The 20,755-nt window shown below is 44.1% G+C and carries 16 protein-coding genes and 1 tRNA gene; 11 read left to right on the forward strand and 6 right to left on the reverse strand.

The window, feature by feature from the left end; translation table 11 throughout:
- Positions 1–19: 19 nt before the first annotated feature.
- The 4 genes from Q0590_RS04710 to Q0590_RS04725 all read right to left on the reverse strand — a co-directional run bounded on the left by Q0590_RS04710 (position 20) and on the right by Q0590_RS04725 (position 5,167).
- The gene (locus Q0590_RS04710; protein WP_302036342.1) at positions 20–844 is read right to left on the reverse strand and encodes an alpha/beta hydrolase; all 825 of its coding nucleotides are present in this window, start codon (positions 842–844) and stop codon (positions 20–22) included.
- A 54-nt stretch (positions 845–898) separates the two neighbouring features.
- Positions 899–2,071 (reverse strand): quercetin 2,3-dioxygenase, encoded by a 1,173-nt coding sequence (locus Q0590_RS04715; RefSeq protein ID WP_302036343.1) that lies wholly within the window; start codon positions 2,069–2,071, stop codon positions 899–901.
- A gap of 475 nt (positions 2,072–2,546) precedes the next feature.
- Positions 2,547–4,148: a Na+/H+ antiporter gene (locus Q0590_RS04720; protein ID WP_302036344.1), complete on the reverse strand. Its 1,602-nt coding sequence runs from the start codon at positions 4,146–4,148 to the stop codon at positions 2,547–2,549.
- Between the two features lie 125 nt (positions 4,149–4,273).
- Positions 4,274–5,167 carry an AraC family transcriptional regulator gene (locus Q0590_RS04725; protein WP_302036345.1) on the reverse strand — a complete coding sequence of 298 codons (894 nt, stop codon included), beginning with the start codon at positions 5,165–5,167 and terminating at the stop codon, positions 4,274–4,276.
- A 205-nt stretch (positions 5,168–5,372) separates the two neighbouring features.
- Here Q0590_RS04725 and Q0590_RS04730 point away from each other — a divergent pair, with 205 nt between their 5' ends.
- The 8 genes from Q0590_RS04730 (at position 5,373) to Q0590_RS04765 (ending at position 16,047) form a co-directional block, all read left to right on the forward strand.
- Positions 5,373–6,389: a zinc-binding alcohol dehydrogenase family protein gene (locus tag Q0590_RS04730; RefSeq protein ID WP_302036346.1), complete on the forward strand. Its 1,017-nt coding sequence runs from the start codon at positions 5,373–5,375 to the stop codon at positions 6,387–6,389.
- A gap of 75 nt (positions 6,390–6,464) precedes the next feature.
- Entirely contained in the window at positions 6,465–8,924 is a 2,460-nt protein-coding gene (locus tag Q0590_RS04735; protein WP_302036347.1) for a glycoside hydrolase family 95 protein, read from the forward strand.
- Between the two features lie 76 nt (positions 8,925–9,000).
- Entirely contained in the window at positions 9,001–9,510 is a 510-nt protein-coding gene (locus Q0590_RS04740) for a VOC family protein (RefSeq protein ID WP_302036348.1), read from the forward strand.
- 17 nt (positions 9,511–9,527) lie between these two features.
- Complete coding sequence (locus Q0590_RS04745) at positions 9,528–10,688, forward strand: esterase (protein WP_302036349.1); 1,161 nt, start codon at positions 9,528–9,530, stop codon at positions 10,686–10,688.
- A 16-nt stretch (positions 10,689–10,704) separates the two neighbouring features.
- On the forward strand, positions 10,705–11,643 hold the full coding sequence (locus Q0590_RS04750) for a ThuA domain-containing protein (RefSeq protein WP_302036350.1): 939 nt from the start codon (positions 10,705–10,707) through the stop codon (positions 11,641–11,643).
- Between the two features lie 36 nt (positions 11,644–11,679).
- Positions 11,680–12,756, forward strand: a complete 1,077-nt coding sequence (locus tag Q0590_RS04755; RefSeq protein WP_302036351.1) for an alpha/beta hydrolase — start codon at positions 11,680–11,682, stop codon at positions 12,754–12,756.
- A 68-nt stretch (positions 12,757–12,824) separates the two neighbouring features.
- Positions 12,825–13,946: an alpha/beta hydrolase-fold protein gene (locus Q0590_RS04760; protein WP_302036352.1), complete on the forward strand. Its 1,122-nt coding sequence runs from the start codon at positions 12,825–12,827 to the stop codon at positions 13,944–13,946.
- Between the two features lie 172 nt (positions 13,947–14,118).
- Positions 14,119–16,047 (forward strand): alpha/beta hydrolase-fold protein, encoded by a 1,929-nt coding sequence (locus Q0590_RS04765; RefSeq protein WP_302036353.1) that lies wholly within the window; start codon positions 14,119–14,121, stop codon positions 16,045–16,047.
- 453 nt (positions 16,048–16,500) lie between these two features.
- On the opposite strand, the gene Q0590_RS04770 is transcribed toward Q0590_RS04765, so the two are convergent.
- Positions 16,501–16,575: transfer RNA gene (locus Q0590_RS04770), tRNA-Arg, on the reverse strand.
- 36 nt (positions 16,576–16,611) lie between these two features.
- Positions 16,612–17,844 (reverse strand): GTPase HflX, encoded by a 1,233-nt coding sequence (gene hflX / locus Q0590_RS04775; protein WP_302036354.1) that lies wholly within the window; start codon positions 17,842–17,844, stop codon positions 16,612–16,614.
- A 255-nt stretch (positions 17,845–18,099) separates the two neighbouring features.
- Here hflX and Q0590_RS04780 point away from each other — a divergent pair, with 255 nt between their 5' ends.
- From Q0590_RS04780 to Q0590_RS04790, 3 genes are all read left to right on the forward strand, one after another.
- The gene (locus Q0590_RS04780; protein ID WP_302036355.1) at positions 18,100–19,197 is read left to right on the forward strand and encodes a glycosyltransferase family 4 protein; all 1,098 of its coding nucleotides are present in this window, start codon (positions 18,100–18,102) and stop codon (positions 19,195–19,197) included.
- Positions 19,198–19,370: 173 nt separating this feature from the next.
- Complete coding sequence (gene rfbC / locus Q0590_RS04785) at positions 19,371–19,913, forward strand: dTDP-4-dehydrorhamnose 3,5-epimerase (RefSeq protein ID WP_302036356.1); 543 nt, start codon at positions 19,371–19,373, stop codon at positions 19,911–19,913.
- 98 nt (positions 19,914–20,011) lie between these two features.
- The gene (locus tag Q0590_RS04790; RefSeq protein ID WP_302036357.1) at positions 20,012–20,752 is read left to right on the forward strand and encodes a polysaccharide biosynthesis/export family protein; all 741 of its coding nucleotides are present in this window, start codon (positions 20,012–20,014) and stop codon (positions 20,750–20,752) included.
- Positions 20,753–20,755: the final 3 nt, after the last annotated feature.

The raw sequence follows: 20,755 nt of genomic DNA on the forward strand, positions 1-20,755 counted from the left end.
CCTTCCCTTTTGCTGGTAATCACCTTTTTAAATGTTTATCCAGGAAAGCATACACTTTATGCAGATTCTCCGGATCATCGAATAGAGAGCCGCCATGGCCTGCTCCTTCGAGCAACGCAACCTGTACCTTCTCTTTCCCTATAACCTTATATAATGCATCAGCCAATACAACCGATTGTAGATAAGGAATTAAGGGATCTTTTGTGCCATGCTGAATAAAAAATGGCGGGCAATCCGCTGAAATATACGTTTGCGGATCAATGAGCTTTACTTCCTCTGCCGCTTGGGTAATGGGTTTGCCAATAATTGCCGACTCAGGAGAATCCGGTGTGTTGTGCAACATTCCCTCTACTCCCAGCATGTGAAACTGATCGTCCATCGTTAAAAAGTTGATGGGGCCAAACCAGTCTACCACAGCCTGCACCCGGCTCGATTCCTCAGGGTTGCCTAACGACAGGTCTTCCAGCTCGGCTACATCGCCTGATGTTCCTAGGAGCGCAGCTAGATGCCCCCCGGCAGAGGGCCCCCAAACTGCAATTTTATTTTTGTCAATGTTATACGTCTGTGCATGAGCACGAACCCACCGGATAGCAGCTTTTACATCATGCACCATCTTTGGCGATTTAGCTTCGCCACTCAGCCGGTAGTTGATAGAAACCACAGCATATCCCCTGTTTACTCCTTCAAATACTGAACTAAGCTGTACATCTCCTTTATCACCAGTACGAAAAGCGCCCCCATGGATGGCGACAATAACCGGAAAAGGACCCTTACCTGTAGCAGGTAAGCGAATATCCAGTTTTTGTGCAGCTGATACACTGGCGTAGGCAAGGTCGTTCCACATACTTTTTGTTTCTGTATAAAGGGAGATATAGGTATTTACTGTTTCACGGTAGCCTTAGTGCGGAACCCCAGGTGGAATTGGAGGCCTTTCTACAAGTACCAGGTCCAGTTGCATAACCCGTTTAAAATTAGGACCCGGGCCAGGTACTTGTGGATACACATGGTCTGCATAAGGCGTTGCCGAACGGAAAAAATCTTCAAAAATGCCTGGTGTCAGCAAACCCACAAAACGGGTGTACGGACTTTTCAGCTGGTAAGCATGGATTACACCTGCCGGAATGGCTACAAAATCTCCGGGAGTAACTTCTAATAATGATTGATTTGCCCACATCCGCATTTGCCCATCCACACAGAAGAACGACTCTGAATGTTGCTGGTGAAAATGTTTCAGGATCATCTCTCCTGCCGGGCCTTCCGTTCCTACAAATAATAACTTGCCATCAGAAGTTGTATTGTCACTCAATATAGTAAACAACTGGTCGCCAATAATGTACCGGTCTCCTTCCCCAGCTGCCAGTACATAGGGTACAACCGCTTTTGGCAATTCTGTGTTGGTTACCCGCTGGGCCTGGCCGGTAAGCGGTTCCTGACCAAAAACAATATCAGCCACTTGTTGAGCAGGAACGAAATTTTGATCAGCTAACGGGGATATGGCATCCGAAGGCTGCACATACCCGGTATAGGGTTGGCCAAGGGTACGGTATAAATCACTCATACGATGGCCATTAGTGATAGATAGCACCTGGGTACGGTGCGTAGCCATCCGGAAAGCATGCGTTGTCTTGGGAGGAATGCTGACAAAATCACCTTTGATGCAGCGGTAAACAGTATTGTTCATCCATACTTCTACTTCTCCTTCCAGAACAAACAGCACTTCATGCGTTACCTGATGAACATGGGATGGAAAGAAAGCGCCTTTGCCACCGGTTATAACCACCCACTCATACAGATCACCTGTATCGCAACCCCGGGCAAGCATGTTTACTACTAGTCCACCAGCCAGGTACCGTTCTCCTTGTCCGCTACGAATGAAATAAGGCAGCTTCTGCCCGGGTAATTTATCTGTTGGCTCAACTGCTTGCATAGCCCCAACGCCACCCGGCATCTCTGCTCCTTTTTCAAGAATAGCTGCATGATGTTCTGCCCAGGTAAAATGGCTAGCGGATGTGTTTTCTGAAACCGCATTGCCGCCGGTGATGCCTGGGTTAAGTGGTTTTGTAGTTTCCATGGCCCTTCATTTTACATATTTCCAACCTCTGTTTCTGCTGATTTAACTAGCCTACTCATTTTAGTTAAAGATAGCAAACTAAATCATTGAGTTTATGTAGAGTAGATCAAATTTATTGTATTATTTTTTGTTAAACTTTATCTTTATTGAGATTTGTTTTGCACTTTTTGATATGGCTATTTCTACCTATGTTGCTAAACAATGTATGAAAAGGTATGGATAAATTGAGTGTACTGGTTTTATATAACTAAGATGATTTTTAGTTTAAGCACTGTATCTCTAGGTAGAGGTAAATGGAATAGATACATGCGTTGTAGAGTATCCTCCACATCACATAGGTAGATGAATCCAATTGCGCGGAAGGCAGATGTGCAATTCAATAGTACAGAAGTCATTAACCTGCCGGATAACAGGTAGATAAATAGGTTAGTCAGGCATAATGAAGGTAAAGTAGAATTATTTCCTAGAAGTTGATTTACAACAGTAGTTTTTCCCGGAGTTTATATTCCTCCAGGTCGAGTAAGGATAAGTACTTGCGGATCAATTCTTCATCAAAATCAGCATTATGGTTCATTTTATTCAATAACCTGCGTTGCTGCTCTAATAACTCCAGATACATACGCCCAAATTTTTTTTGCTCATTTTCACTTGTGTGGTCTAGCTCTTCCAATTCCCGTTGGAAAAGATGTAAATCAATCTGAAGTTTAGAAAATAAATTGTTTATATATTCATTTTGCAGCCGCTGCTCACCGTATTTTTCTTCTAATACTTGAATAGAGAACTGAGCTAATTTCTTTTGAATAATTAATTCCTGCTGATGTTCTGGGATAGCGGTTCTGTTCTCAGGTTTTACTTTCCGGATCAGCCAGGGAAGGGTTAATCCTTGAAAAACTAAAGTAACCAGAATAACAATAAAAGTAATGAAGAGAATCAGGTTGCGGTAAGGAAAAGCCTCTCCTTCCCCGATTAATAAAGGTATGGAAAGAGCGGCTGCCAGAGATACCACCCCACGCATACCTGCCCATCCCATCACGAGTGGCGCCCTCCATCCTGGATTAGCTTCGGCTACTGTAATAAACCGGCTCATAAACCGAGTAAAAAGGGAAGCTCCCAAGGTGCAAAACAGCCTGGTAAGAATCAATACCAGAGAAATAACTAATCCATAACCTATGGCCGTATATACGCTACTATCTCCCAGTTGCTGCACAATGGAAGGGAGTTGAAGCCCAATAAGCAAAAATACCAATCCGTTGAGTAGAAAGACCAGGCTGTTCCACACAGTTACGCCTTGAATCCGGCTCTGGTAGGTTAATATCTGCTGGCGCTTACCGGATAAGAAAAGTCCGCCACTTACAACCGCCAGCACACCTGAAAAATGGAAGTGCTCCGCGCAGTAATACATGCAATAAGGCGTAATCAGCGTTAAAACAATGGCTATACCGGTTGTGGTGGGCAGCCAGCGATGAATGCCATAAAAAATAGCTCCAACAAGTAAACCGATTACTATTCCCATAAAAACGACGACAAAAAAACTGGTAGCTGCCTCTTGAAAATGAAACTGGCCGCTAATTACAGCCAACAAAGCAAACCGGAATACAATCAGAGAAGAAGCATCATTAAGCAGGCTCTCCCCCTCCACAATGCTGACTAAAGATTTAGGCACGCTTACTCCCCGCATAATGGTGGTGGCAGAAATAGCATCTGGCGGTGAGATAATCCCCCCTAATAGAAATCCTAAGGCTAAGGTAAAACCAGGGATAAGGGCATTGGATACCAGGGCGATAATACAGGAAGTGATAATAACAATGGGAAATGCAAAGCTGGTGATCACCCGCCTCCATCTCCAGAATTCTTTCCAGGAAGTTTGCCAGGCAGCTTCGTAGAGAAGCGGCGGAAGAAAAATAAAGAAAACTAATTCCGGGTCAATGGTTACATGGGAAAAGATAGAAGTAAAGCTGAGTACTAATCCCCCCAGCACCAGTACAATGGGGTACGCCAGCCGAAGCTTATTGGCAATCATGACCAGTGCCAGAATAAGTATGATCAGAAAAACGTATTCGATAAAAAGGCCTTGCATGTATAAAGTGGTTCTTGTAACAAAAGAAGGAAAGCCCTGGTATGGGCTTTCAACTGATTCCAAAATATATAAAAATTTCCTGCGCTTTTTATATCCTTAAAATCTATCTTTTCTACAGGGAGTAGCTATGAGTTGGGTTGTTGAAATCCAAATTTACTGGCAAACGCTTTCTGGTAATCCAACGGACTTTTGCCGGTAATAGCTTTGAAATTTTTATGAAAACAAGTGAAGTTATTGAACCCGCTCTCGTAACAAAGTTGCTTTACACTCAGGTGTCCATCCAATACTAATTTACAGGCATACCCAATTCTAATCTCTGTTAAAAACTGTGAAAACGGTTTGCCTGCCCGTGACTTAAAATACCGGCAGAAGGAACCAGGAACCAGCCCAGCTACTGAAGCAATCTGCTCTAAAGTAATTTTTTGCTGGAAATGTTTTAAGGTATATTCATAAATAGCATTAATCCGCTCATTTTCTGCCAGAGAGAACTTACTTTGAAAACCGATGGAAGAAAGCACTTGTACGTCCGGCGAATGAGCCATGGCAAGCAAGCACTCCATCAGGTAAATGATCCGGTACGGACCTTCGGCGTGAGGAATTTTTTCAAAGCTATCCACTACCTGAGGGTTTGCCTGGCTGGAGAGAAGAATTCCTCTTTTTGCTTTTTCCAACAATGTTTTCAGAGGTTTATTTTCGGGCAAATTAATAAAACGATCACCCCAGAAAGTTTCCGTGAAATGAATCACCGTTGAATAAGGTGTTTTTGGTGCATCATCCTGAAAATAGCTATCATCGTAATGCCAGTAATGAGGCAGGTTCGAGCCGATGAGCACAATATCTCCTGCACCAAACCGCTTAATATGATCGCCCACAAACTGAGTGCCGCCGCCCTTATGAAACTGAATTAGTTCTACTTCCGGATGATAGTGCCAGCGGTTATTAATATTAGGCAACCTATCCTGCCGGACACTAAAGGAATAGACAGGACCAGTATGAACTTTTAACAGCTGCGGTTTCATAGCATGCGATAGATATACCATAAATATAGCTATTGACCAGACATTTATGTTAATATAACTGAATACCTGGATAAGTTTTCATCCAATCTTTCTATATAAATACTATTTCTTTGTATTATTCAACTTGTTATAAAAGCGTTACCTATCAATACACGCATAGTATGACAGTAACCAGTTATATAGGAACAAATAGTAATTTTCAATCATGCAAACCCTTGTCTGTACAAAGCCAGGTAGTTTCCAGTACCGCAGTTGCGAAAAACCAGAACTTAAAAATGGGCACTCAATTATTAAGATCACCCGTATTGGTATCTGTGGCACAGATTTGCATGCCTTTGAAGGTACTCAGCCCTATTTTAACTATCCACGTATTCTGGGCCATGAACTGGCTGGTGAACTGGTAGCAACAGAAGGGGCAACCGGTTTTGAAATAGGGGAAACCGTAACGTTTATGCCTTACCTCAACTGCGGCCATTGCATTGCTTGCCGTTCTGGCAAACCCAATTGTTGTGTAGAGCTGCAGGTAAGTGGCGTACATGTAGATGGCGGCATGGTGGAATATCTCTCTGTACCCTCCTTTGCATTGGTACATGGCGAAGGTTTACCGGTTGACGCCTTAGCGCTGGTAGAACCACTGGCAGTAGGCGCACATGGTGTACGCCGGGCAAATATAGCGCCGGGTGAGTTTGTGCTAGTAGTGGGCGCAGGCCCGATCGGCATGGGTACGATGGAATTTTCCCGGATAGCGGGAGGTAAAGTAATTGCGCTGGATATGAATGAACATCGCCTCCAGTTTTGCAAAGAAAATCTCAAGGTGGATCATATTGTCAATGCTTCTGCTCCGGATGTTCTCCAGCAATTGAAAGAAATTACCGGAGGTGATATGCCTACGGTGGTCTTTGATGTAACCGGAAGTTTAAAAGCGATCAATCATGGGTTTCAATACATGGCACATGGAGCACGGTACGTGTTAATTGGCTTACAGAAAGGAGATATATCTTTTTCTCATCCGGAATTTCATAAACGGGAAGGCACCTTACTGAGCAGCCGCAATGCCAACAGGCAGGATTTCGAACACGTACTGACTGCTATGAAAAAAGGAGAGATCAACCCTACAAAGTACATTACGCACCGGGTAACTTTTGATAAAGTAGCTGATGAGTTTGAATCCTGGCTGAATCCTGCCAGTGGTGTGATTAAAGCCATGGTAGAGATGCCGTAACATGGGAGAATCTTTTAATACAATAAACTACTTTAAAAAGATATTCATGCCTAAACCTACTAATCCCTTCAACTAATGAAGCATTTGTTTTGCTTATTTTTACTTACCATTAGTACTCTAGCCTTTTCGCAGAATAACCAGGGCTTAAAACTCTGGTATGATACACCTTCTGGCGATACCTGGGAAAATGCTTTACCCATCGGGAATGGCAGGTTAGGTGCTATGGTTTATGGAAATGTGGCAAAGGAAACACTTCAGCTCAATGAACATACAGTCTGGTCGGGCAGCCCCAACCGGAATGATAATCCGGATGCCTTAGCTGCACTGCCGCAAGTCCGTCAGTTGATCTTTGATGGCAAGCAAAAAGAAGCCGAAGATCTGGCCAATAAAAGCATACTTACTAAAAAATCGCATGGACAGATGTTTCAGCCAGTCGGCAGCCTGCACCTGACTTTTGAAGGACACGAAAATTTTACGAATTACTACCGGGAGCTGGATATTGAACGGGCCGTAGCCAAAACATCCTATATGGTTGGTGGCGTAACCTATACCAGGGAAATATTAACGTCTTTTCCTGATCAGGTAATTGCCATGCAGGTAACGGCAAGCAAACCGGGCAGCCTTTCGTTTACCGCTTCTTTTGCTACTCCTCAGACTAACCCGCAAATTAAAGCTTCGTCAAAAAATGAATTAACTATTTCCGGAACAACTTCTGACCATGAGGGGGTAAAAGGCCTGGTGAAATTCAAAGGCATTGCCCGCATGAAAACCGAAGGTGGTACCATTTCTTCCAATGATACCTCACTGATTGTGAAAGGAGCTAATACTGCCACCATTTACATTTCCATTGCTTCTAATTTCAATAATTACAAAGATATTAGCGGCGATGAGCAGGCACGGGCTGCTGGGTATTTGAATAAAGCTTATTCTAAATCCTATAAAGCCATTCTCACTCCGCATATAGCCGCTTACCAGAAATACTTTAACCGCGTAAAATTAGACCTGGGTTCCACGGAGGCGGCCAAGCTTCCTACCGATCAGCGGCTGAAAAATTTCCGCACGGCCAACGATCCGCAGCTGGTCACATTATATTATCAGTACGGGCGGTACCTGTTGATTTCTTCTTCGCAACCAGGTGGGCAGCCGGCTAACCTGCAAGGCATCTGGAACCACCGGATGAAACCACCCTGGGACAGTAAATATACCATCAACATTAATGCTCAGATGAATTACTGGCCGGCAGAAAAAACTAACCTTTCTGAACTGCATGAGCCATTTCTACGGATGGTAAAAGAAATGTCGGAAACAGGGCAGGAAACAGCCAGGGTAATGTACGGAGCCAGAGGCTGGATGGCCCATCACAACACCGACATCTGGCGCATCACCGGACCTATTGACGGTGCCCTCTGGGGAATGTGGGTAGCAGGTGGAGGCTGGACCAGTCAGCATTTGTGGGAGCATTATCTGTACAACGGCGATAAAACGTTTCTGGCTTCAGTTTACCCCATTTTAAAAGGAGCAGCCACATTTTATGTAGATTATCTGGTGGAGCATCCCAAATACAAATGGCTGGTGGTGAACCCTGGTACTTCTCCTGAAAACGCCCCCAAAGCCCATGGCGAGTCTTCGCTGGATGCCGGTACTACTATGGACAATCAGATTGCTTTTGATGTATTCAGTACAACTATCAGGGCAGCAGAAATATTAGGAAAAGATGCAACATTTATTGATACCTTAAAGCAAAAGCGCAGCCAGTTACCACCCATGCATATTGGCCAGTATGCCCAGTTGCAGGAATGGCTGGAAGATATTGATGATCCCAAGGATAATCACCGGCACGTTTCGCATTTGTATGGTTTGTTTCCCTCTAATCAGATCTCTGCCTACCGGACTCCGGAACTGTTCAGTGCCGCTAAAACAACCCTGATTCACCGGGGCGATGTGTCTACCGGCTGGAGCATGGGCTGGAAAGTGAACTGGTGGGCTAGAATGCAGGATGGGAACCATGCCTATCAATTAATTCAAAATCAACTCACTCCCTTAGGAACGAATCCAGGAGGGGGAGGAACTTACAACAACCTATTCGATGCACATCCACCCTTTCAGATTGATGGCAACTTTGGTTGTACCTCCGGCATAACGGAAATGCTCATGCAAAGTGCCGATGGTGCCCTTCATCTACTTCCCGCTTTACCCGATGTCTGGCCGGCTGGCAGCATCAGTGGGCTGCGGGCCATAGGTGGTTTTGAAGTGGTGAGCATGCAGTGGAATGGGGCAAAACTGACAAAGGTAGAAGTCAAATCCACCCTTGGCGGCAATCTTCGTCTGCGGGTTCCTAATGCCCTGCAACTAAGCAAAGGCGGAGAGCTGAAAAATGCCTCCGGGCAAAATCCCAACCCATTCTATTTCACAGAACCTACCCCTGCTCCGGTTATTTCCAATAAAGCCAATGTGCAGGTTCTGGCATTGAAAGAAACCTTGCTGTATGATATACCTACGCAACCTGGAAAAGTGTATACCCTTGTAGCCCGGTAACTGAATGGAAGAAGGGAAGCGTACTGTAATGATTGTAAGAGGAATTTCTATTTTTTAATTTAAATTAATAAAACCGATGGTAAAAATCTCCCTGATTATTTGTGCCCTATTCATGAATTGTGTTGCCTATGCACAATCTAATTTTAACAGTAAAACAATTGGCATTGGCGTAGTTGTCGCTGATATAGAACGTTCATTAGACTTTTATGTCAATGGCATTGGCATGGTAAAAACCGGCAATTTCACCATTAATGAAGAGTTTGGTAAACGTTCTGGGCTTACCAATGGCGTAGCGGTTGCCGTAACCATATTAAAACTGGAAAACAGTCCTGATGCCAGTGAGTGGAAACTAATGAGCTTTGGAAAAAAAGCCACGCATCCTAATGAAAAATACATTCAGGATGATACCGGCATGCAGTACATTACTATTCAGGTAAAATCCCTGAAACCCATCATCGAACGATTAAAAAAACAAAAGGTGACTTTCCTGGGAACTACTCCTACACCATTGAGTAAAGAGGCACACTTTGTATTAGTGCAAGATCCGGACGGAAATTTTGTAGAATTAATCGGACCATTGGAATAGAATCAAAAACTATGCATATGCAACCACCCTTATTTATCCGCTTAGTAGCCTTCCTGTTACTTTTGCTGGCTACAGCTTCGTTCGCCCAGCCACCCAGAGGCCCTCTGGTAGTATCCCCACAGGTAAATGCCGACAAAACCGTAACCTTCCGCTACCTGGCTCCCCTGGCAAAAGAAGTTCTGCTCAATGGCGGGCAATTCGGGTCATCAGCGGTGCCCATGACCAAAGATGAGCAGGGCATCTGGAGTGTGACTGTTGGGCCTGTGAAGCCGGATATTTATCCCTACAGCTTTGGAGTGGATGGTGTTACGGTGATGGATCCGGCCAATGTAGCTTTCTTTCCCAACGAACGATTTAAAGCAAGTCTGGTGGATATTCCGGGCGATACACCACTGGTACATGCCCTGAAAGATGTCCCACATGGCACCGTCTCGTATGAATATTATCCGTCTGTTTCCGGCACCACCGGTTCCGTGGTGATTTACACGCCGCCGGGATATACTAAAAACACCGCTCAAAAATATCCGGTATTTTACCTCATCAGCGGTACCACCGATACGGAAGAAACGTATTTCAAGGTAGGCAAAACTAACTTTATCCTGGATAATCTGATTGCGGAAGGTAAAGCCAGGCCAATGATTATTGTGATGCCCTATGGCAACATTGCCGCCAGAGTAGCCGAGCAAACCGGAAAACCCAAACCAGCTGACCCGGTAGTAAGAGACGATGCCGAAGCCGTAAGCCGGGCTAAAGCCTTTGAAACAGATTTATTAACGAATATAATCCCCTACGTAGAGAAAAACTACCGTACGATCAATAACCGCGACAACCGGGCCATCGGCGGCTTTTCCCGCGGAGGCGGACAAACCTTACGGGCTGCTTTCGGAAATATGGATAAATTTGCCTGGGTGTGCAGTTACAGTTCGTATCTGTCGCCGCAGGAAATGGACCGCAACTTTCCGCAGATTGGTGCCAATCCGGAAAATACCAATAAACAATTTAAACTGCTATGGGTGAGTGTAGGCAGTGAAGATTTCCTCTACAAAGGTACGCTTGAATTCATGGACTACCTGAAGGCAAAGAAGGTGAACTTTAAAAGCCTGATCACAGATGGCGGACATACCTGGATGAATGTGAAAACTTACCTGGCAGAAACTGCCCCTTTGCTTTTCAAATAAAAATTTGATCAGGCCTATGAAAATTAATTCAATTCTTGGCGCTTGTTTATGTATCGTTTTTTCGGCATTTTATTCACATATTACTGTTGCCCAGCAAGCGAAACGTATCTCAGTCTTAATTGTTGATGGGTTTAGTAATCATGACTGGCAGCAAACCACGGCTGTAACGAAGTGGATACTAGAAGAAAGCGGGCGCTTCAAAGTGGATGTTTCTACCATTCCTTCTGATAGTATGGCGCGGACAGCCTGGAAACCTGATTTTAACAAATACAATGTAATTGTTCAGAATACCAACAATATACAAAATCCGCGTTTGCGCTGGCCCAGACAGGCAGAACAGGAACTGGAAGCCTATGTAAAAAAAGGAGGTGGTTTATACATCCTTCATTCGGCCAATAATGCATTTCCGCATTGGAAAGAATACGATAAAATGATTGGGATGGGCTGGCGGCCCAGTAGTGGAGGTTATGCCCTGGAAATTAATTCAGACAAAAAAATCATCCGTATTCCGCCCGGAGAGGGTGAGGGAACGGGGCATGCGGACAGATTTAATGCAGTTATTCAGATCCTCAACCGGCATCCGATCAATAAAAACTATCCTGACCAATGGCAAACGGCCAATACAGAGGTTTATTATTTCCCACGAGGACCAGCCGAAAATATGACAGTATTATCCTTTGCCTATGATAGTACTGGTACCCAAAAAATGTGGCCTGTCGAATGGACAATTAACTATGGGAAGGGACGTGTATACAATTCAAGTTTGGGCCACCTCTGGAAGGGTGAAATTTATCCGCCGGCTTACCGATGTACCGGGTATCAAACTACTGTAATCAGGGTTACAGAGTGGTTGGCAACAGGTAAAGTAACGTATCCTGTACCCGTTGATTTTCCAACAAAAGATTCACAGAGCCTAAGAAATGAGCAGGAGTTTATAAACTCAGGCAAGCATTGAAAACGAGAGTTAATTTCAATCATTCATCTGAAACTAATGAAACAACACCTTCTTATCCTAACTATCCTGCTGTTTGTAAACGTTATGGCAAACGCCCAACGGCCACCAGCCCTTAATTCGCCGGAAGTACATCCCGACCACCGCGTTACCTTCCGCTATTTTTCAAAGAAGGCTAACAAAGTAACCCTGAGCGGCGAATTTCTGAAAGCGCCGTTGGCTATGAGCAAAGATACAGCCGGTATCTGGAGCGTAACCGTACCACCCGTTACCCCGGATATTTACCCGTACAGCTTCTGGGTAGACAGTGTGCAGGTTGCCGACCCTAGTAATACCTACATTTTTGCCAACGAACGATTTAAACGGAGCATAGTAGATGTTCCCGGCGACAAGCCGCTTATTCATTCGCTGCAAAACGTACCACACGGAAAAATTAGCTACCACTATTACAAATCCGCCACCCTGGGCACCACCCGCCCTTTACTGGTATATACCCCGCCCGGATTTAATCCCAATGGCAAAACCAGATACCCGGTATTGTACCTGATCCACGGTGGTTCGGACACGGAAGAAACCTGGACAAAAGTAGGCCGGGCCAATCTGATTGCCGATAATTTGATTGCGCAGGGCAAAGCCAAGCCGATGATCATTGTGATGCCTTATGGCAACGTACGCCCCAGCCCAATGCCTGATTTTACCAAAGACGTAGTGAATGACATTATTCCATTTGTGGAGGCCAACTATCCGGTATTGAAAGAAAGCAATGGCCGGGCAATTGCCGGTTTTTCCGTAGGCGGCGGACAAACACTTAATATCGGACTGACTAATCCCGATAAATTTGCTTATGTATGTTCGTATGCGCCTTATACCGCTACGGATGAGTTCAAGCAGAATTTTACCAATTGGTCGCCTAATTCGGAGCAGATGAACAAGCAATTGAAACTGTTTACTATCAGTGTGGGCACCGAGGATTTTTTGTATGAACCCGTAAAAGAAAATATAGCTATGTTCAAAGAAAAGAAGCTGAATGTGGAGCCGGTCATTGTACCAGGCGGACATACCTGGATGAACTGCAAACAATACTTAGCAAGCACCTTGCAGGCTGTATTCAAATAAATAAGACGTGCAGTAGTAAATTTAGTCATTCTCTGAACCTTAATTTTCTCACCGAAAACACTAAACTCATGATACGTAAAACAATAGCGGTACTTTTTGCCCTTGCACTGACTGCTGCAAACTGCCTGGCACAGGAAAGCCTGCCTGCCATAAAGGAAGATTTTAAACCATCTACCTTGAACCAGCCGGGGCAGGAATATCCGCAGGTAAACTCTCAGGGGTACGCAAGGTTCCGTATCCAGGCACCTTTGGCTGACAGTGTACGGGTAAGTCTGGGGCTGGGCGGACGAGGGGGTACCATCCTCACCAAAGGCGAAGACGGCTTCTGGACTGGCACTACGGAGGGCCCTATGGACGAAGGCTTTCATTACTACAATGTAAAAATTGACGGCGGAAAATTCAATGACCCCGGTGCCTTGAATTTCTACGGCTCCGTCCGCTGGGAAAGTGGCATTGAGATTCCGGCACATGATCAGGACTTTTATGCCTTAAAAGATGTACCCCATGGGAAGGTGGAGCAGATTCTTTTCCCCTCTAAAAGTACCAACACCTCCCGCCGGGCTTTTGTGTATACTCCGCCAAGCTATGAGAAGGACAAGTCGAAAAAATACCCGGTGTTGTACCTGCAGCATGGATGGGGAGAAGACGAAACGGCCTGGAGTAACCAGGGACGGGCCAACCTGATTATGGACAACCTGATTGCCGAGGGAAAAATCAATCCTTTTATTATTGTAATGACCTACGGCATGACCAATGAAATAAAATGGGGTGGCATACGGGATTTTAAGATTGATCCATTCCAGACGGTGCTGACTGAAGAACTAATTCCCTATGTGGATGCCAATTTCCGCACCCTGGCGAACCGGGATAACCGGGCCATGGCCGGACTTTCAATGGGTGGGATGGAAACCAGAATGATTACACTTAACAAGCCTGAGATTTTTGGGTACTACGGCCTGCTCAGCGGGGGCCTTTACTCGCCGGAAGACCTTAAAGACAAAGCCAAGCCGAAACTCGTATTCCTGAGTTGCGGCAGCAAAGAACGGCCTGATGGCGTAAAGAAAGCCTCCACCGATTTGAAAGCAGCCGGGTATAATGCTGTTTCTTATATCTCCGAGAACACCGCCCACGAATTCCAGACCTGGCGCCGCAGCCTGTACCAACTGGCTCCCTTGTTGTTTAAGAATTAGGAGTAGTATGTTATATGGTTGAATAATCAATATCGAACAAGGAATGTCGAATAAATACCTTCATTATTCAATATTCCTTGTTCGATATTCTTCTGTTATTTTAACAACCCCAATATAAGCATTCAAGAATCACTCCGGGAAATAAGCCGCCCAAATCACACAAAATAAGATTATGAAGAAAATACTCACGCTGCTGATAGCAATAGTAACAAGCAGCCACCTTGCATTTTCACAACCCACTGATAAAGAAGCGCCCAAGGGCTTTGATCAGGTACGCAGCGGTATTCCAACGGGCAAAATTGATACGATTCAGTATCAGTCAAAAACGGTGGGTACAACCCGGAAAGCCCTGATTTATACGCCGCCGGGGTATCAGAAGAACAAGAAATATCCGGTTTTATATCTCCTGCATGGCATTGGCGGTGATGAAAAAGAATGGCTGAAGGGTGCTAATCCGCAGGTGATTCTGGATAACCTGTATGCCGAGAAGAAGCTGGTGCCCATGATTGTAGTAATGCCCAACGGCCGGGCCATGAAAGACGACCGGGCCGTGGGAAATGTATTTGACCGGGAAAAAATAGAAGCTTTTGCCACCTTTGAGAAAGACCTGCTCAACGACCTCATTCCCCATATCGAAAAGAATTACCGGGTACTAACCGACCGGGAACACCGGGCCATTGCCGGGCTTTCCATGGGAGGCGGACAATCCCTGAATTTTGGCTTAGGCAACCTCAATAAATTTGCCTGGGTAGGCGGTTTCTCTTCAGCTCCTAATACTAAACAACCAGAGGAATTACTGCCAAATCCGGAGGAAGCGAAAAAGCAGCTGAAACTACTTTTTATCTCCTGTGGCGACAAAGACAACCTGATTTCAGTCAGCAAACGCACACACGATTATCTCTACGAAAATAAGGTGCCGCATATTTATTATATTGAGCCGGGCGTACACGATTTTAAAGTGTGGAAAAATGGCCTGTATATGTTCTCCCAGTTTCTGTTTAAGCTGGTAAATATTTCTTCTTTTTCTAAATACACCATCCTTGGTTCACCCGCCTCCACCAATGTCCGTTCGGCCGGCTACCCCCAGATTCTGCCAGATAACCGCGTGGTATTTCGTGTAAAAGCGCCTGAGGCCCAAAAAGTACAGATTGATCTGGGCAAAAAATACGACATGGCGAAAGATACCAGTGGGTTCTGGACGGTTACCACCGATTCTATCAGCCGGGGTTTCCATTATTACTCTTTATTGATTGATGGGGTAGCCCTGGCCGATCCGGCCAGTGAAACTTTTTACGGCATGGGGCGCATGGCCAGTGGCATTGAAATTCCGTATGCAGACGGCGGATTTTATGCCCTGAAAAATGTACCGCACGGAGATGTCCGGACGAAACGTTACTATTCCGCCGTAACTAATTCCTGGCGCAGGTTTAATATTTATACCCCTCCCGGATACGATGCCAATACAACTGAGAAATACCCGGTACTCTATCTGTTACACGGCGGTGGCGAAGACGAACGGGGCTGGGCAACTCAAGGCAAAACCGATTTGATTCTGGATAATTTGATTGCGGAGAAAAAAGCCAGACCCATGCTCATTGTCATGATGGATGGCAATATGGGGGGAATGGGTGGTCCGGCAGGCTTTAATGAAAACGTGTTGCGGGCCTTTGAAAATGAATTAAAGCAGTCAGTTATTCCGTTTGTCGAGAGTAACTACCGGGTAGCTACTGATGCGCAACACCGGGCTTTAGCTGGTTTATCTATGGGCGGATTACAAACCTTGCATGCGGGAATTAAAAATACGGATATGTTCTCCTCCCTTGGCGTTTTCAGCTCCGGCTGGTTTGCCAATAACCCTACCCTTTCTGATCCGCAATATGCCTTTATGAAAGACAATGCTTCTACGATAAATAACAACCTGAAGCATCTTTGGATTTCCATGGGCGGTAAGGAAGATATTGCGCATGAAAATTGCCGGGTGATGATGAAGAAGTTTGATGAGATGGGCATTAAGTACAGTTATAGCGAATATGCCGGTGGGCATAGCTGGCCAGTCTGGCGGCATGATCTGTTTGAGTTTGCACAGCTTTTGTTCAAATAATACAGGTATACAAACGAGGTAAATTAGCTAAACCAGTAGAAATGCAAGCAGAAAAATTTATCACCTACTTGATAGAGAAGCCCTAGCGGTAATAGGTGTGTGCAAGCCAGGCAAGGTATAATAGAAGTAGATTATTTATTCCAATAATGAGATTCTTCGAGTCAGCTGCTTTAATCTTAAACCGCTTGATTGACGCTATGTATTATCTGAACAAGATACCCTTTTTGCGAGCTCAAAGGCAATTCATCAGTGGCTCTGTTTAGCTCTCATAAGTGTAGCATTTGATAAGTATAGAAAATGTAAAGGTGAAATACAGATTAAATTTCTGAAAAGGAACACAAAAGCAAACAGAATATGAAACACTCTTAATATGCGAGCGTGTTATGGTTAAACTTATGTTTTGCTACCAAAATCAAAAGCCCTCTAGCTTCAAATCTAGAGGGCTTTTGATTTTGGTAGCCTCAACGGGAATCGAACCCATATCAAAAGTTTAGGAAACTTCTATTCTATCCATTGAACTATGAGGCCATAGGTCTGCAAAGGTACATAGCAAACGTACAAAAATCAACTTTCCTCCGCTTTATTCGTAAATACCTGGTCTTGCAGATAATTAGGGTAGATGGTGAAATAAATTCTGGAAACATGGGTTGATAACACTTCCCGCAGTTCTTCTATATTGATTTGCTGCGCAGCAGATATAAATACCACGTTTTCTGCGCCTTTGTTCATATAGGTTGCTTTTAACTCTTCTAAGCTAACCGGCACTTGTGTATCTACTGATTCCTCGTTTTCTGGCTGTTGGGGATGTTTGTTGAGCAAGTCTATTTTATTGAATACCAGAAGCATATCTTTATCTGCTGCACCAATATCTGCTAAGGTAGTATTAACAATTGCAATTTGCTCTTCAAAGGATGGATGGGACGCATCTACCACATGCAACAGCAGGTCGGCCTCCCGGATTTCATCCAGCGTAGATTTAAAACTTTCGATCAACGTGGTAGGTAATTTACGGATAAATCCTACAGTGTCTGTTAATAAAAAAGGAATACGGTTGTATACTACTTTACGCACGGTAGAGTCTACGGTGGCAAATAGTTTATTTTCTGCAAATGCCTCAGACTTCGATAATAACTGCATGAGGGTAGATTTTCCTACATTGGTATATCCAACTAAGGCTACACGCACCATCTTATCTCTGGATTTGCGCTGCGTTATACCCTGTTTATCTATTTTTTCCAGTTTGTCTTTTAACAAAGCTATTCTGTCTTTAACAATCCGGCGGTCGGTCTCCAATTCTTTTTCACCAGGGCCTCTGGTTCCAATCCCTCCTTGTTGCTTGGATAAGTGAGACCACATTCTGGTTAACCTTGGATACATGTATTCATATTGAGCCAGTTCTACCTGCGTTTTTGCCTGTGCCGTTTGGGCCCGTTTAGAGAAAATATTCAGGATAAGCAGGCTACGGTCCAGAATTTTGCATTGCAGTTCAGTTTCCAGGTTACGTACCTGGGAAGGAGAAAGGTCATCATCAAAAATCACCATATCTACTTTTTTATCTTTTACAAAGGCAGCCACTTCTTCCAGTTTACCTTTCCCTATAAAAGTTCTTGAATCTGGCTTTTCGAGTTTCTGAATAAACATATGCAGGGTTTCTACACCAGAAGTTTCCGCAAGGAAAGCTAATTCATCCAGATATTCCTGGGTCCGCTGCATGGGTTGTTTTGAACTGGCCAGAGCTATGAGAATGGCTGTCTCTTGCTTCTTGGCTGTATCATATAATTTCTTAGGAGTATTCATCGGTATACTAGCAAAGTTGATTAAAATCTATGTATAATTGCTTGCTCAATTAATAATGTTGACTCATATATACTCATTTTTTCTTACACTACCTCCCCCACTTACCAAAACTACATGTTCACCTACCAACTCATACAAATTCCTATCTTGCACTCATTGGTTCCTGATATCTGATAGCATACTGTTACCATTTATCTTTGTTGCCGGAATAATCACTTTTATTATTTGTTCTTAGGGTTTATTTTGACCATTCGTATGAAGATTGCCATTGTTATTAATGCTTCCTGGAATATATATAATTTTAGAATGGGGCTGATAGAAGCGTTTATGGAAGCAAGACATGAGGTATACACCATTGCACCGCCTGATGAATATTCGGATCGCCTGGTAGCAGCAGGTTGCCATTATGTACCTGTTGCCCTTGACAATAAAGGATCGCATCCCTTAAAGGATCTTCAATTTACGTATAAACTTCACCATTTATATAGACAAATACAGCCTGACGTGGTGTTGCATTATACCATAAAGCCTAATATCTATGGTACCATGGCTGCCGCCTTATTGGGTATTCCGGTCATCAACAATGTATCGGGGCTGGGTACCGTGTTTCTACGCGACAATTTAACCAGCAAAATTGCACATGTACTGTATAAGCTTACTTTCTGGTCGCCTAAGAAGATCTTCTTTCAAAATCCGGATGACCGGGATTTATTTATCCAAAAAAAACTGGTAAAACAACCTATTACTGATCTGCTACCAGGGTCCGGCATCAACCTGAGTTTATTTAAACCAGAACCTTTTAAACGAAACGCAACTTTTTCTTTTCTGCTAATAGGCCGTTTGTTGTACGACAAGGGCATTGTGGAGTATATAGAGGCCATTAAACTATTGAAACAAAAGGGTATACGGGCTACCTTTTATCTGTTAGGATTTAAAGACTATAGTGCAGCAGGTATCCCGGAGACGTTGCTCAAGGAGTGGTTAGATAATGGATGGGTAACCTACCTGGGTACAACCGATGATGTAAGGATTTTTATTAAAGAAGCTGATTGTGTGGTATTGCCATCTTACCGCGAAGGCACCCCCAGAACCCTTCTGGAAGCCGCTGCCATGGCAAAACCGTTGATTGCTACGCGGGTACCTGGCTGCGTGGAAATAGTAGACCATGAAGTAAACGGCTACCTGTGCGAGGTGAAGAATGCCGCAAGTCTGGCAGAGCAAATGCTGCGGATGTACCTGTTAGAAAATGCCAAGTTGCAGAAAATGGGCCTGGCTAGCCGACAAAAGGTAGAGGAGAAATTTGATGAAAAATTAGTTATCCGTAAATACATGGATGCTTTGCAAGACTGTTAAATGCTTATCTTTTGGTCTATTCTATGCAGACTTACCGGTGTTTACTTCTGCTTGTTGCTCAACAAATGAAACTTATAGGCTATTGCTGGTTTCATACAGGTATTACTGGCTCTGTTTCTGCGGCATTTGGTAGAAATTGTTAATTTTACAGTTTACAGCAATAGTACTAACTCATGCATTTCCAGCAAACACCTATAAAAGGTTTAATTGAAATTACTCCCAGGGTCTTTTTTGATGAAAGAGGTTTCTTTTTAGAAACGTATCAACAGCAGGTATTCGCCGACCACGGAATTCCTTACAGATTTGTTCAGGATAACCGTTCTTTTTCCAAAAAAGGGGTAGTACGTGGGTTACACTTTCAGAAAGAGCCTTTTGCCCAGGGAAAACTCGTGCAGGTAATTACAGGCAAAGTATTGGATGTGGTGGTGGACATCCGTCCGGGCTCCTCTACATTTGGCCAGCATGCCAGTTTTATTCTGGATGGAGAGAAAGGGAATATGCTCTATGTGCCGGAAGGCTTTGCTCATGGATTTGCTGCCCTGGAAGATACGGTGTTTGTCTATAAATGTACGAATTTTTACAATAAAGCAGCTGAAAGCGGAATTGTCTGGAACGATCCGCAGTTAGCTATTAACTGGCAGCTGGCTAATCCGGTGGTATCGGAAAAAGACCAACTGTTGCCCACTTTCCAAACAGCTATACACGTATTAACTTAACCCGGCCTTGTGAATTATTTTCCTGTTTATCTGCTTCTTTCTCATAATCTGTAAACTATATGTCTTTACGTATCTTTTTGTGTATACTTTGCCTGTCTATGATTTCGTGCAGAACCGTGCGGGAAAGTATACTTTTCAAAACAGATCATGAGCAGCTGCCAGCAGGATTGTCTCAGAATGTGCAACAGGCAGAAAGAAATTATATAATTCAGAAGAACGATTATCTGGAAATATTTTTATATGCCAATAAGGGAGAGCGGCTGATAGACTTTAATATTCAGAATAATCCAACAGGCAGCAATACCTCTGGAACTACGCAGGCTGTTGCACAAGCCCCCCGTTTTCTGATACAGGAAAATGGCTATGTACGGCTTCCACAAGTAGGAATGATGTACCTGGAAGGACTTACTTTACAACAAGCAGACAGTGTACTGGAAAAAGCCTATACTACTTTCTATATTGATCCGTTTGTAACTACAAAGTTTGCTAACAAACGGGTAGTAGTTTTAAGCGCCAATCAAGGGCAAGTGGTACCCCTGGTGAACGAGAACATGAACCTGATTGAGGTGATAGCGCTGAGTGGCGGCGTACAAAACAATGAAAAAGCCAGCAATATCCGCCTGATCAGAGGCGATCTGAATAATCCGGAAGTACATATTATTGATTTGTCTACTATTGAAGGCATGGCAAAAGCTAACTTGCGTGTACAACCGAACGATATTATTTATGTAGAACCGGTCCGGAGGGTATTTGCGGAATCTTTGCAGGAAATCAGCCCTGTACTAGGTATTATTTCTTCTTTAGTTACTTTAGTAGTATTGGTCACCACCAGGTTTTGATAG

This window comes from Rhodocytophaga aerolata, from assembly GCF_030503435.1.
In the GTDB taxonomy this organism is placed as follows: domain Bacteria; phylum Bacteroidota; class Bacteroidia; order Cytophagales; family 172606-1; genus Rhodocytophaga; species Rhodocytophaga aerolata.